11 protein-coding genes are annotated in these 13124 nt (G+C 73.8%); 5 read left to right on the forward strand and 6 right to left on the reverse strand.

The features are described from left to right. Position 1 precedes the first annotated feature (1 nt). From Sdagh_RS13510 to Sdagh_RS13525, 4 genes are read right to left on the reverse strand one after another with little or no spacing between them, the layout of a single operon-like run. Positions 2-658, reverse strand: coding sequence for a GTP-binding protein (locus Sdagh_RS13510; RefSeq protein ID WP_189415044.1), 657 nt, complete (start codon positions 656-658; stop codon positions 2-4). Next, complete coding sequence (locus Sdagh_RS13515; RefSeq protein ID WP_189415046.1) at positions 639-1055, reverse strand: DUF742 domain-containing protein; 417 nt, start codon at positions 1053-1055, stop codon at positions 639-641. Before Sdagh_RS13515 ends, Sdagh_RS13510 begins: the two co-directional genes overlap by 20 nt. After that, a complete protein-coding gene (locus Sdagh_RS13520) occupies positions 1052-1555 on the reverse strand; it encodes a roadblock/LC7 domain-containing protein (RefSeq protein ID WP_189415048.1) in 504 nt (167 codons plus the stop codon). Before Sdagh_RS13520 ends, Sdagh_RS13515 begins: the two co-directional genes overlap by 4 nt. Continuing rightward, the gene (locus Sdagh_RS13525; RefSeq protein WP_372478445.1) at positions 1552-4836 is read right to left on the reverse strand and encodes a sensor histidine kinase; all 3285 of its coding nucleotides are present in this window, start codon (positions 4834-4836) and stop codon (positions 1552-1554) included. The genes Sdagh_RS13520 and Sdagh_RS13525 overlap by 4 nt, the downstream gene beginning before the upstream one ends. A 420-nt stretch (positions 4837-5256) precedes the next feature. Between Sdagh_RS13525 and Sdagh_RS13530 the strand changes: the two genes are divergently transcribed. Continuing rightward, positions 5257-6042, forward strand: coding sequence for a protein phosphatase 2C domain-containing protein (locus Sdagh_RS13530; protein WP_189415052.1), 786 nt, complete (start codon positions 5257-5259; stop codon positions 6040-6042). A gap of 22 nt (positions 6043-6064) precedes the next feature. Here the strand turns inward: Sdagh_RS13530 and Sdagh_RS13535 are convergent, their stop codons facing one another. Continuing rightward, positions 6065-6559, reverse strand: coding sequence for a MarR family winged helix-turn-helix transcriptional regulator (locus Sdagh_RS13535; RefSeq protein ID WP_189415054.1), 495 nt, complete (start codon positions 6557-6559; stop codon positions 6065-6067). Between the two features lie 230 nt (positions 6560-6789). Between Sdagh_RS13535 and Sdagh_RS13540 the strand changes: the two genes are divergently transcribed. After that, entirely contained in the window at positions 6790-7617 is an 828-nt protein-coding gene (locus Sdagh_RS13540; protein ID WP_189415529.1) for a lysozyme, read from the forward strand. Positions 7618-7667: 50 nt separating this feature from the next. Here Sdagh_RS13540 and lon read toward each other — a convergent pair whose 3' ends face one another. Continuing rightward, entirely contained in the window at positions 7668-10085 is a 2418-nt protein-coding gene (gene lon, locus Sdagh_RS13545; protein WP_190008746.1) for an endopeptidase La, read from the reverse strand. Between the two features lie 147 nt (positions 10086-10232). Here lon and Sdagh_RS13550 point away from each other — a divergent pair, with 147 nt between their 5' ends. The 3 genes from Sdagh_RS13550 (at position 10233) to Sdagh_RS13560 (ending at position 12885) form a co-directional block, all read left to right on the forward strand. Further along, positions 10233-10910 (forward strand): spermidine synthase family protein, encoded by a 678-nt coding sequence (locus tag Sdagh_RS13550; RefSeq protein WP_189415058.1) that lies wholly within the window; start codon positions 10233-10235, stop codon positions 10908-10910. 113 nt (positions 10911-11023) lie between these two features. Further along, positions 11024-11764: a response regulator transcription factor gene (locus tag Sdagh_RS13555; RefSeq protein ID WP_189415060.1), complete on the forward strand. Its 741-nt coding sequence runs from the start codon at positions 11024-11026 to the stop codon at positions 11762-11764. Continuing rightward, positions 11761-12885: a HAMP domain-containing sensor histidine kinase gene (locus Sdagh_RS13560; protein WP_189415062.1), complete on the forward strand. Its 1125-nt coding sequence runs from the start codon at positions 11761-11763 to the stop codon at positions 12883-12885. The genes Sdagh_RS13555 and Sdagh_RS13560 overlap by 4 nt, the downstream gene beginning before the upstream one ends. The last annotated feature ends 239 nt before the right edge of the window (positions 12886-13124 follow it).

Consider the following 13124-nt stretch of genomic DNA (forward strand, 5'->3'; position numbering starts at 1 on the left):
TCTACTCGGGTGTTTCGTCGAGCGCGTGGGCCACCAGGGAGAGCAGCGTCTCCACGACCGAGATGCGGCGCCGCGCGTCCATGATCATGACAGGTATGTGACGCGGGACGGTCAGCGCCTCCCGTACGTCCTCGGCGTCGAAGCGCTCGCTGCCGTCGAAGTGGTTCACCGCCACGACGTACGGCAGTCCGCAGCTCTCGAAGTAGTCCAGCGCCGGCCAGCAGTCCTTGAGCCGGCGGGTGTCGGCCAGCACGACGGCGCCGATCGCGCCGCGCACCAGGTCGTCCCACATGAACCAGAACCGCTGCTGGCCCGGCGTGCCGAACAGGTAGAGCACGAGGTCGTCGTCGAGCGTGAGGCGGCCGAAGTCCATGGCCACGGTGGTGGTCAGCTTGTCCGGCGTGGCGGAGACGTCGTCGACGTCCTCGCTCGCCCGGGTCATCAGCGCCTCGGTCATCAGCGGCGGGATCTCCGAGACCGAGCCGACCAGGGTGGTCTTGCCGACGCCGAAGCCGCCCGCGATCACGATCTTCGTCGCGACGGGAGCGCGGTCGGTGTCGGTCTGCCAGGGCCGCGTGGGCTCGTCGTCGGCGAGGGCAGCGACGTCCACGAGCGGGGAACCGCCGGCGGTGGCGGTATCAGAGACGGCGGAGTCCACTCAGCACCCTTTCCAGCAGAGCGCGGTCCGGACGGCCCGTGCCATGGCCGGTTCCGGTGCCGTACACACGAATCTTTCCCTGGTCCGCGAGGTCGCTGAGAAGCACCCGGACCACGCCGAGCGGCATCTTCAGCAGCGCGGCGATCTCCGCCACCGTACGCATCCGGCGGCACAGCGCGACGATGGCCAGCATCTCCGGCATGACCCGGGCCGGCGGGGAGTTCGTCAGCTCCTTGCGGGCCTCGGCGGCCTCCAGCTCGGTGGCGCCCACGAAGGTCTCCACGAGCAGGACGTGACCGAAACGGGTCCGGCCGCCGGTGAGCGAGTACGGGCGGACCCTGGCGGGCCTGCGGTCGCCGCCGCGTACCGGGAGGGTGCCCTTCGCGGCTCGGGTCATCGGGCGCTCCCGGCCGACTCGGTCTCCAGGGATTTCCGCAGCTCGCTGCGGAGTTCCGGGGTGAGCACATGGCCGGCCCGGCCCACGAAGAGGGCCATGTGGTACGCCACCACGCTCATGTCGCAGTCGGCGGAGCCGTGCACGCCGAGCAGCGAGCCGTCGCTGATCGACATCACGAAGAGGCTGCCCTCCTCCATGGCGACCATGGTGTGCTTCACCTCGCCGAGGTCCCCCAGCTTGGCGGCGCCCGCGGTCAGGCTGCCGATGCCGGAGACGACGGTGGCGAGGTCGGCGGCGGAGCCGCGCGGCCCCGCGGCGGGGCGGCCCTCGGCGCGGCGGGCCGCGTCCCGGCTCTCCGGGTCGGAGGAGAGCAGCAGCAGGCCGTCGGAGGAGACCACCGCGACGGAGAGGATGCCGGGCACCTCCTCCACGAGGTTGGTGAGCAACCAGTGCAGGTTGCGGGCCTCATGGCTCAGCCCGACGGTACTGGGAGCGGTCAACTGCTTGCCTCCTCGACGGTGCCCCCCGTGGATTCTTCGGTGCGGTCCGGTGTGGCGTCCGGCGTCCGGGGCCGGGTGGTTCCTTCGGCGATCTCCGCCTCCACGTCGCGCCGGCCGGCCTCCGCGCCCTTGCGGAAGCCGCCCAGGCGGCGGCGGAGCGCGTCGGCGTCCACGGAGCCGGTGCGCGGGCGGGGGGCCGCGGCGGGCGCGCTGATCCGGGGGGTCCGCTTGGGCAGGCCCTTGTCGGTGAGCGGCTCGTCCGGCTCGCCGCGGGCGTCCCGCTCGTCCCGCTCGTCCCGCCGCTGCGGCCGGGCGGCCGGCTGGTCGGGGACGCGGTCGTGGGCGGGTTCGGCCTCGGGCGCGGGGGCGGTGGCGGGGGGCTCGGTCTCGGCGGTGGGGGGTGTCTGCGCCGGGACGAGCAGTTCCATCGTGACCTCGGAGACGGACTCCGGGGAGTTCTCGGTGGGGGGCGGGGTGGCTCCCGCCGGGGTGCCGGGGGTTTCCTCGGGGACCGCCGCGGGGGCGAGGGCCTCCGCGGGGCCGGTGGTTCCCGTGGAAACGGCGGTTTCCGTGGGCGCGCCGGTGGCGGTGGGGACCGCCGGCGCAGGGGTGGTCTCGGGCGCGGGGGTGGTCTCGGGCGCGGGGGTGGTCTCGGGCGCGGGGGTGGTCTCGGGCGCGGGGGCCGCGTCGGCGGGGAGGTCCGCTTCCGGCCGGGGCGTCACACCCGGCCGGGCCCCCGCTTCCGGCTCGGGCTCGGTCGCCGCGCCCGGCGTCACGTCCGGCTCCGGCTCCGGCTCCGGCTCCGGCTCCGGCTCCGGCTCCGGCGACGCGGGCGACGCGTCCGGCGTCACGTCGGGTTCCGGCTCCGGCGACGCGGGCGACGCGTCCGGCTCGGCCTCGGTGGCCGCCGCGGGCGACGCGTCCGCCTTCCGTACCGCTTCCTCCGCCGCCGACACCAGCGGGTCGGCGCCCTCTGCGCCGGTCTCCGAACGGCCCGGCAGGACGTTGGAGTTGACCTCGGCGTCGGCGCCCGGCAGGGAGACGCCGGACGGGGTGCCGGCGGCGGGGGCGGACGGGGCGACGGCGGCCGGCGTGGCCGGGGCCAGCACCGTCTCGGGCAGCACCACGACGGCGGCGACACCGCCCTGCTTCTGCTCGCGCAGCCGCACCCGGACGCCGTGCCGGTGGGCGAGCCGGGCGACGACGTACAGGCCGAGCCCGAGGCCGTCCTCGCCCTCCTCCTGCTCGTAGGGGGCGTCCGGGTCGAAGTCGGTGAGGCGGGCGTTGAGCCGCCGCAGTCGCTCCTCCTCCATGCCGATGCCCTCGTCCTGGACGGAGAGCATGACCTCGCCGGTCTCCAGCAGCCAGCCGGAGATCTCCACGGGCAGCTCCGGCGGCGAGAACGAGGTGGCGTTCTCCAGGAGTTCGGCCAGCAGGTGGGAGAGGTCGTCGGCGGCGAAGCCGACCACGTGGGCGTGCGGCGGCAGCGCGGCGATGCGGACCCGCTCGTAGCGCTCGATCTCGCTGACGGCGGCGCGGACCACGTCGACCAGCGGCACCGGGCCGGCGCTGTGCCGGCCGTGCTCGGTGCCGGCGAGGACGAGGAGGTTCTCGCTGTGCCGGCGCATCACGGTGGCGAAGTGGTCGAGCTTGAAGAGGGTGGCCAGCCGGTCCGGGTCCTGCTCCCGCTCCTCCAGCGACTCGATGACGCCGAGCTGCCGCTCCACCAGGGCGAGGGTGCGCAGCGCGAGGTTGACGTAGGTGGCGCCGACGCTCTGGCGGACCTGCGCCAGCTTGGTGGCGGACTCGGCGAGTTCCGCGCGCAGCTCCTCACGGGCGTCGGCCATCTTCTGCCGCTGGCCGACCAGGTGCTTGCGGTCGGACTCCAGGGTGGTGACGCGCTCGGCGAGGGCTGCGGCGTGCGCGTGCAGGGCGTTGACGGAGCGGACGGCCTTGGCGAACTCGTCGTTGCGGCCGGTGAAGGTGAGGGGTTCCTCGGCGGCCGGGTTCTCGGCCTCGGCGAGGCGGGCGGTGCCGCGGCGCAGCACCGACAGCGGCCGGGTGAGGCTGCGGGCCAGCGCGGTGGCGACGCCCACGGCCAGCAGCATCAGCGCGCCGAGCACGGCGACGCGGATCTCCAGCGCGGTGACGTCGTCGTCGCGGAGCCGCGCGAGGTCGTCGGCGCGCCGCTCGTAGAGGGCGGACTCGGCGCCGCGCATGGCGTCGACGCGGGCGGAGAGGGCGGCGGACAGCTTGGTGACGTCGGTCGTGAGGTCGTCGTCGGAGAGGGACGGCTGGTCGGTCAGCTCGGCCAGGTACTTCTCGGCGGCGTCGGCCTCGGGTCCGGTGACCGTGGCGTCGTAGCGCTCCTCGGTCGCCTCCGGGGCGCCCTCGCGGAAGGCGGCGAGGGCGGCGTCGGAGCGCACCCGGGCCTCCTGCGCGGCGGCGGCCAGGGCGTCGCGGGTCTTGCCGTCGGCGCCGGAGGTGGTGCTGGTCTCGGTGGGCAGGCCGGTGACCGGGTCGTACGTGGTCCGGGTGCTGCTCGGCACGCTGAGGGCGGCCAGCAGCAGTCCCCGGGCGGCGGCGGCCTGCTGGACGGCGGAGTCCAGCTCGGCCAGCGCGTACGCCCCGGCGCCCGCGCGGGGCGGCATCTTCTCGGCCAGCTCCTCGGCGAGGCCGTGGAGTTCGGTGACGGCGGCCGAGTAGGCGTCGTGCGCTTCGAGGGCGCTGCTCTTGCCGCTGAGCGCGGCCCGGCGCAGCGCGGCGACGGCGTCGAGGTCCTCGCGCAGGGCGGCGGGCGTGTCGGGGTCGGCGCGCAGCTCCTCGACCTGCCGGTCGACGCGGGAGCCGCGCTGCTCGGAGGGCGCCCTGGACTCGGGGCGGCCGGCGGCGATGTAGGGGGTGACCTCGTCGCGTTCGTCGGCCAGCGAGTGGGCGAGGGTGAGCGCGTCCTGGGTCCGCTCGGCGAGCGTGACCAGGTCCTGGGAGTCGTGCAGCTGCCCGGAGGCGGCGACGACCGAGGGCGCTCCGGCGCCGGCGATGGCGGCGGCCACCACGAGGACGGCGATGATCAGCCGGTTCCGTACGTGGGTGGGGCGGCCCTTGCCCACGACGGGCCCCGGGGCGGGTGGCTGGGCGGGGACCGCGGTGCCGGCCGGGCCGCCCGGAGCGGAGGTTCCGGTTCCGGCGGGGGCTCCCGGGGCGGGGGTGACGGGGGTTCGCTCCGGACCCCCGGCGGGGGCCGTCTGCTTGCCTTTGCGACGAGGCCGCGTCTTCTGCACCGGTGCTCGCATTCCTGACTCGTGTACCCGTGGGGCCGGGTGGCGCTCCGTCAACTGGCCGGCCGGCCCGTGCGTCGTCCGTCGCCGAGCCGTCGTCCGTGCTCGGACGGGGCGGGACCGCCACCGGCTCCCGACCCTCCCAGTGCCTGTGGGCAACGGGTGTGCAACACCTGGCCCGCCACCCGAAGGAGTGAACCCCGGAGGTGAGTTGGGGAGCAAGTCGCCGGCCGGCGGCCGACGGGCCCGCGCCGCACGCCGGTTGGACTCCGGCGGCGGGGCGGTGGCAGGATGTGCCGCCGCGCCTTCCCGGAGTACGGTATTCCGTCAGAAATCCGGCGGTTGACCTGCACCGGCGCGGCGCCTCCGGTCCGTCCGCCGGTACGTCGCGGAGGCCGCGCGGCGCTCGGGCAGACTGGTCCGATGCGTACGGATCTGGTCTCGGAACCCGGCATGTCCGGCCTGCCCAACGAGGACTTCGCGAGCGTCGCGCTTCCGGCGTCCGGACGGGGCGGCACGGTGGTCCTCCTGGACGGCGTCACCCCGCCGCGCGAGGCGCCGGGGTGTACGCACCCGGTGCCCTGGTTCACGGCGCGCCTCGGTGGGGCGCTGACCCGGCTGACCGTTTCACTCCCGGATGTTCCTCTCGCCGACGCGCTGTCCCGCGCCATCGCGGATACCGCCGAGGCACACGCGGAAACTTGTGACCTTTCTCACCCCAGGACACCGCAGGCGACGGTGGTTCTGGCCCGCTGGTCACCGGAGTCCGTCGAGTACCTGGTCCTGTCCGACTCGGCCTTGCTGGTCGAGGCGCCCGACGGCGCGGTCACCGCCCTCCTGGACGACCGGCTGGCCCGGCTGCCCCGGTCGGCGCTCGCCACCGAAGCCCTGGTGGACGCGACCCTGCGCAACAAGGAGGGCGGCTTCTTCACGGCGGCGGCCGATCCGGCGGTGGCGGCGCGCGCGGTGACGGGGACACTGCCGCGCGGCGCGGTGCGGGCGCTCGCGGCGCTGACGGACGGGGCGGCCCGCTGGGTGGAGAAGTTCGGCGAGGGCGACTGGACGGACCTGCTGGGCGTCCTCCGCAAGGAGGGCGCCCAGAACCTGGTGGACCGGGTGCGCCGGCTGGAGCGGGACGACACGGAACGGGCGTACCTGGGGCGGAGCAAGACGCACGACGACGCGACCGTGGTCTACGTCGAGCTGTGAGCGGGGCGGCCCCCGCGGCGGGTCACTTCTCCATGCCCCGGTTGAGTTCGTGCAGCAGCCGGGCGAGTTCCGCGACCTCCCGGGGGTCCCAGTCGGCGAGGCGGCCGGCGTAGCGGGCGCGGCGGGCCTCGCGGACCCGGCGGACCCGCTCGCGTCCCTCCGGGGTGAGGTCGACCAGCCAGGCCCGGCCGTCGGCGGGGTCGGGTTCGCGGGCGATCAGACCGAGGTCCTCCAGGGCGCGCAACTGGCGGGACATCGTCGCCTTGCCGACGCCGATGAAGGCGGCGAGTTCCGTGGCGCGCTGCCCGCCGCACTCCCCCAGCCGGACCAGGAGCCCGTACGCCGAGGACTCCAGGTCGGGGTGGACCTCGCGGGCCATCTCGGCCTGATTGCCCCGGGCGCGGCGCAGCAGCACCGTCAGCTCGCGTTCGAGTGCGAGGAATTCCGGCTGCCGCGTGTCCCCTCCGGTCCGCTCGGTGCCGCCTTCGCGTCCGCCGCCGTTCCCGCTGTCGTGCACGTCAGTTCCCGCCTCGGTTCTCCGGTCCTGAAACCGTTCCTGAAAGTTTCCGCCGCGCGCCGTCATCGCCGCAGTTCGGCCAGTATTTCGCAGGCTTAGACCAACGGCGGCTCCCGGCACCCCTTCCCCCGGCGGGTCTACGTGCGTAGCGTCGGGCCCCGCACTCGCAATGGCATGTTCACGCCACTTTCCGAGCACCACGAGCCCACGAAAGGCCCGTCATGCCCGTCCTGCCCGTGCACAGACCCGGACCGGCCCGCCGCCGGCGCTCCGCCGTCCTCGGCGGCCTGACCGCCGCGGTCTCGGCGCTCTCCCTCCTGCTCGCCCTGCCCTCGGCCGCCGCCGACGTGCCGCCCCGCGGCTCGGCGTACCTGGGCATGGGCGTCCCGGCCCACGACGGGGAGCACGGCAGCCCCGTCCCCGGCGACGCCACCCAGACCGAGGGCGTCGACGTCTCCAGCCACCAGGGCAACGTCGCCTGGTCGACCCTGTGGAGCAGCGGGGTCAAGTGGGCCTACGCCAAGGCCACGGAAGGCACGTACTACACCAACCCGTACTTCGCCCAGCAGTACAACGGCTCGTACAACGTCGGCATGGTGCGCGGCGCGTACCACTTCGCCACCCCGGACACCACCAGCGGCGCCGCCCAGGCCAACTACTTCGTCGACCACGGCGGCGGCTGGTCCCGGGACGGGAGGACGCTGCCCGGCGCCCTGGACATCGAGTGGAACCCGTACGGGGCCTCCTGCTACGGCAAGACACAGGGCCAGATGGTCGCCTGGATCGGTGACTTCCTGGCCACCTACAAGGCCCGCACCGGCCGGGACGCCGTCATCTACACGGCGACGAGCTGGTGGACCGAGTGCACCGGGAACTACGGCGGCTTCGCCACCGCCAACCCGCTCTGGATCGCCCGGTACGCCACCGCGGTGGGGACGCTGCCGGCCGGCTGGGCGTACTACACGATGTGGCAGTACACCTCCTCCGGGCCGACCGTCGGCGACCACAACCGGTTCAACGGCGCGCTGGACCGCGTGGTCGCGCTCGCCAACGGCTGAACGCGGCGCGGGGCCCCCGGCGGTCTCCGCCGGGGGCCCCGCGCCCCGCGTCACGCCGCGACCGGCACCTCGCTGGTCGCGGGCGCCAGCGCCAGCTCCAGCACCTGGCGGACGTCGGTGACGGCGTGGACGTCGAGCGTGTCCAGCACCTCCTGGGGGACGTCGTCCAGGTCGGGCTCGTTCCGCTTGGGGATGATCACCGTGGTGACCCCGGCGCGGTGGGCGGCGAGCAGCTTCTGCTTCACCCCGCCGATCGGCAGCACCCGCCCGGTCAGCGAGACCTCGCCGGTCATCGCCACGTCCGTGCGGACCAGCCGGCCGGACAGCAGGGACGCCAGCGCCGTCGTCATCGTGACGCCCGCGCTCGGGCCGTCCTTGGGCACCGCGCCCGCCGGGAAGTGGATGTGCACGCCCCGGTCCTTCAGGTCACCGACCGGCAGTTCCAGCTCGGCGCCGTGCGAGCGCAGGAAGCTCAGGGCGATCTGCGCCGACTCCTTCATCACGTCACCGAGCTGCCCGGTCAGGGTCAGCCCCGCCGCGCCCGTCTCCGGGTCGGCCAGCGACGCCTCCACGTAGAGGACGTCACCGCCTGCCCCGGTGACCGCCAGGCCGGTGGCCACGCCCGGCACCGCGGTGCGGCGCTCGGCCGGGTCCTGGGCGGACTCGGGCACGTGGTGCGGCCGGCCGATCAGGTCGCGCAGGTCGTCCGCGCCGACGGTGAACGGCAGCTTCCGCGAGCCCAGTTCGTGCTGGGCCGCCACCTTGCGCAGCAGCCGCGCGATGGACCGCTCCAGGGTGCGCACGCCCGCCTCCCGGGTGTACTCCCCGGCCAGCTTGCGCAGCGCGCCCTCGTCGATGCCCACCTCCTCGGCGTCCAGACCGGCCCGCTCCAGCTGGCGCGGGAGCAGGTGGTCGCGGGCGATGACGACCTTCTCGTCCTCGGTGTAGCCGTCGAGGCGGACCAGCTCCATGCGGTCGAGCAGGGCCTCCGGGATGGCTTCGAGCACGTTGGCGGTGGCCAGGAACACCACGTCGGAGAGGTCGAGTTCGACCTCCAGGTAGTGGTCGCGGAAGGTGTGGTTCTGGGCCGGGTCCAGGACCTCCAGCAGCGCCGCCGCCGGGTCGCCCCGGAAGTCGGAGCCGACCTTGTCGATCTCGTCGAGGAGGACCACCGGGTTCATCGACCCGGCCTCCTTGATCGCCCGTACGATCCGGCCGGGCAGCGCGCCGACGTACGTACGGCGGTGACCGCGGATCTCCGCCTCGTCGCGGACGCCGCCGAGGGCGACCCGGACGAACTTGCGGCCCATCGCGTGGGCGACGGACTCGCCGAGCGAGGTCTTGCCGACGCCGGGCGGGCCGACCAGGGCGAGGACCGCGCCGCCGCGCCGGCCGCCGACGACGCCGAGGCCCCGGTCGGCGCGGCGCTTGCGGACCGCCAGGTACTCGGTGATGCGCTCCTTCACGTCCTGAAGGCCCGCGTGCTCGGCGTCCAGGACCCGCTGGGCGCCCTGGATGTCGTAGGCGTCCTCGGTGCGCTCGTTCCACGGCATCTCCAGGACCGTGTCGAGCCAGGTGCGGATCCAGGAGCCCTCGGGCGACTGGTCGGAGGAGCGCTCCAGCTTGTCGACCTCCTTGAGGGCGGCCTCGCGGACCTTCTCGGGCAGGTCGGCGGCCTCCACCCGGGCGCGGTAGTCGTCGGACTCCTCGGCGGGGTCCTTGCCGTCGCCGTTCAGCTCGCGCAGCTCCTTGCGGACCGCTTCGAGCTGGCGGCGGAGCAGGAACTCGCGCTGCTGCTTGTCGACGCCCTCCTGGACGTCCTTGGCGATGGTCTCTGCGACGTCCTGCTCGGCGAGGTGCTCGCGCAACTGCGCGGTGGCGAGCCGCAGCCGGGCCACCGGGTCGGAGGTCTCCAGCAGCTCGACCTTCTGGGCGGTGGTCAGGAACGGCGAGTAGCCGGAGTTGTCGGCGAGCGCGGAGACGTCCTCGATGGCCTGGACGCGGTCCACGACCTGCCAGGCGCCGCGCTTGCGCAGCCAGGCGGTGGCGAGGGCCTTGTACTCCTTGACGAGTTCGGCGACCTGGCCCGGCAGCGGGTCGGGCACGGTCTCGTCGATCCGGGTCCCCTCGACCCACAGCGCGGCGCCGGGACCGGTGGTGCCGGCGCCGATCTTCACCCGGTTCCGGCCGCGGATCAGCGCGCCCGGGTCGCCGTCGGCCAGCCGGCCGACCTGCTCGACGGTGCCGAGCACGCCGGTACCCGCGTACGTCCCGTCGATCCGGGGCACCAGCAGCACCCGCGGCTTGCCGGGCTCGGAGCGGGCGGCGGCCTGGGCGGCCTCCACCGCGGCCCGGACCTCGGAGTCGTTCAGATCGAGCGGGACCACCATCCCCGGCAGCACGACCTCGTCGTCGAGCGGCAGCACGGGCAGGGCGAGCGACGTGAACGGCGTGGACTCAGCAGCCATGATCTCCCCTTCGGCAGTCAAGTTGAGCTGTATGCACTCAAGTACATCGACTCAATGCCCGGGGGCCAGCCGTTGTTCCCGGTCCCGTGTTCGCTCTCGGCGATCACCGTGCCGGGGGCCCCGCGAAGGGGGTGCCAGGATGACGGAATGCCCGTCCACGAAATTCCCGAAGTCCTGGACCGCCGCGAGGGCCCCTACGGCGAGGTCGTGCTGCGCCGGCACGGAGAGCTGCTGCAGATCATCGCCAACGGCTGCTTCCTGATGGACACCTCCGACGGCCGCTCGGAACGGCTGCTGGTCGACGCGGCGCTGGCCGCGCTGCCCGCCGGCCGCCCCGCGCCCCATGTGCTGATCGGCGGCCTCGGCGTCGGCTTCTCGCTGGCGCACGCGGCGGCCGGCCCCCGCTGGGGCCGGATCACGGTGGTCGAGCGCGAGCCGGCCGTCATCGACTGGCACCGCGACGGCCCGCTGGCCGGGCTGACCCGCGAGGCGCTGGCCGACCCCCGCACCGAGATCGTCGAGGCGGACCTGGTGGCCTACGTCAATGAGACGTCCGACACATACGACGCGCTCTGCCTCGACATCGACAACGGCCCCGACTGGACCGTCACCGAGGGCAACGAAGGGCTCTACGGACCGTCCGGACTCGCGGGCTGCGCACGGCTGTTGAGGCCCGGCGGGGTGCTCGCCGTGTGGTCCGCGCAGCCCTCCCCGGTTTTCGAAGAAACCTTGCGTAATGCCGGTTTCCAGCAGGTGCGTACCGAAGAGATCCCCGTTGCCCGGGGCGTTCCGGACGTCGTGCATCTCGGCGTCAGGGCTGGATAGCAAAGCCGTGGTGACTCCCCGTACGCTGCTGCTCTGACGCGGATCATTCAAGCGTCGACCGCAGCCATGGGATCACCCCACGGATTCCGTAAAGCACACCTCAGGGGCGGGCGATGGAGCAGACACACACCTCCCACAACGGCACGGCGACGGCTACGCAGGGCGCGCAGCGCCGGGTGCTGGTGGTCGAGGACGATCAGACGATCGTGGACGCCATCGCGACCCGCCTGCGCGCCGAGGGCTTCCTGGTGCAGACGGCCGGCGACGGCCCGGCCGCCGTCGACACCGCCGAGGCCTGGCAGCCCGACCTGCTGATCCTCGACATCATGCTGCCCGGCTTCGACGGCCTGGAGGTCTGCCGCCGGGTCCAGGCGCAGCGCCCGGTGCCGGTGCTCATGCTCACCGCCCGCGACGACGAGACGGACATGCTGGTCGGGCTCGGCGTCGGCGCCGACGACTACATGACCAAGCCGTTCTCGATGCGCGAGCTGGCCGCCCGGGTCCACGTGCTGCTGCGGCGCGTGGAGCGGGCGGTGGTCGCCGCCTCGACGCCGCGCAGCGGCATCCTCCGCCTGGGCGAACTGGAGATCGACCACGCGCAGCGCCGGGTGCGGGTGCGCAGCGAGGACGTCCACCTCACCCCGACCGAGTTCGACCTGCTGGTCTGCCTGGCGAACACGCCCCGCGCGGTGCTCTCCCGCGAGCAGTTGCTGGCCGAGGTGTGGGACTGGGCCGACGCCTCCGGCACCCGGACCGTCGACAGCCACATCAAGGCGCTGCGCCGGAAGATCGGCGCCGAGCGCATCCGCACCGTGCACGGTGTGGGCTACGCGCTGGAGACACCGACGCCATGAGCGCGGGGCGGCAGGCCGCACGGAGGAGCCCCGGCCCCCGGGACACCGGGGAACCCTGGGGCGGCGTACGCCCGTTCTCGATCAAGACCAAGCTCGGCGCGCTGGTCGTCACCTCGGTGCTGATCACCACCGGCCTGTCGGTGATAGCCGTGCACACCAAGACCGAGCTGCGCTTCATCACGGTCTTCTCGATGATCGCCACGCTGCTGATCACGCAGTTCGTGGCGCACTCGCTGACCGCGCCGCTGGACGAGATGAACGCGGTCGCCCGGTCCATCTCGCACGGCGACTACACCCGCCGGGTGCGCGAGAACCGCCGGGACGAGCTGGGGGACCTGGCCGGGACCATCAACCACATGGCCGACGACCTGGAGGCCCAGGACCGCCAGCGCAAGGAACTCGTGGCGAACGTCTCGCACGAGCTGCGCACCCCCATCGCGGGTCTGCGCGCCGTGCTGGAGAACATCGTCGACGGGGTCACCGAGGCCGACCCGGAGACCATGCGCACGGCCCTGCGGCAGACCGAGCGGCTCGGCCGGCTGGTGGAGACCCTGCTGGACCTCTCCCGCCTGGACAACGGCGTCGTACCGCTGCGCACCCGCCGCTTCGAGGTGTGGCCGTACCTGTCGGGCGTGCTGAAGGAGGCCAACATGGTCGCCTCCGCCCGCGCGGGCATGGCCACCGGCTCCGGCAGCCACACCCGTACCGACGTCCACCTGCACCTCGACGTCGACCCGCTGGACCTGACCGCCCTCGCCGACCCCGAGCGCATCCACCAGGTGGTCGCCAACCTGATCGACAACGCGGTCAAGCACAGCCCGCCGCACGGCCGGGTGACGGTCCGGGCGCGCCCGGGCGCGCTGCCGGACTCGCTGGAGCTGGAGGTCATCGACGAGGGCCCCGGCATCCCCCGGTCGGAGTGGCACCGGGTCTTCGAGCGGTTCAACCGGGGTGCGGTGACCCGGCCGCACGGGCCGGGCAGCGACGGGGGCACCGGCCTGGGCCTGGCGATCGCCCGCTGGGCGGTGGACCTGCACGGCGGCCGGATCGGAGTGGCCGAATCCGAGCGCGGCTGCCGCATCCTCGTCACCCTTCCGGGCCTGCCGACGACGACGAGTTGACGTAGGGTGCTCATCGGAGCCGCATGATCCACAGACGTTCGCGCTGACGGACACGTGTGAGCACGCAGAGGCCCGGCCCGCTGGGGCACCCGGGCCTGTTTTCCTGTTCCCGTTCGACGCGGAACCACGCTTGTTTCCCGCCATTTCCAGCGCCGAAACACCCGCCGCGATGTGACTTACGCGACGATGGCCCGGCCCGGCCTGACCTTCTCGCCCGGGGAGGCGTAGCCTTTATTCCC

Source organism: Streptomyces daghestanicus, from assembly GCF_020521275.1.
GTDB classification, from domain to species: Bacteria; Actinomycetota; Actinomycetes; order Streptomycetales; family Streptomycetaceae; genus Streptomyces; species Streptomyces griseoviridis.

Bases quoted from the DNA above. Each gene is read 5' to 3' on its own strand.
- Sdagh_RS13515 (WP_189415046.1), bottom strand. From the start codon at position 1,055: ATGACCCGAGCCGCGAAGGGCACCCTCCCGGTACGCGGCGGCGACCGC.
- Sdagh_RS13530 (WP_189415052.1), top strand. From the start codon at position 5,257: ATGCGTACGGATCTGGTCTCGGAACCCGGCATGTCCGGCCTGCCCAAC.
- lon (WP_190008746.1), bottom strand. From the start codon at position 10,085: ATGGCTGCTGAGTCCACGCCGTTCACGTCGCTCGCCCTGCCCGTGCTG.
- Sdagh_RS13550 (WP_189415058.1), top strand. From the start codon at position 10,233: ATGCCCGTCCACGAAATTCCCGAAGTCCTGGACCGCCGCGAGGGCCCC.
- Sdagh_RS13555 (WP_189415060.1), top strand. From the start codon at position 11,024: ATGGAGCAGACACACACCTCCCACAACGGCACGGCGACGGCTACGCAG.
- Sdagh_RS13560 (WP_189415062.1), top strand. From the start codon at position 11,761: ATGAGCGCGGGGCGGCAGGCCGCACGGAGGAGCCCCGGCCCCCGGGAC.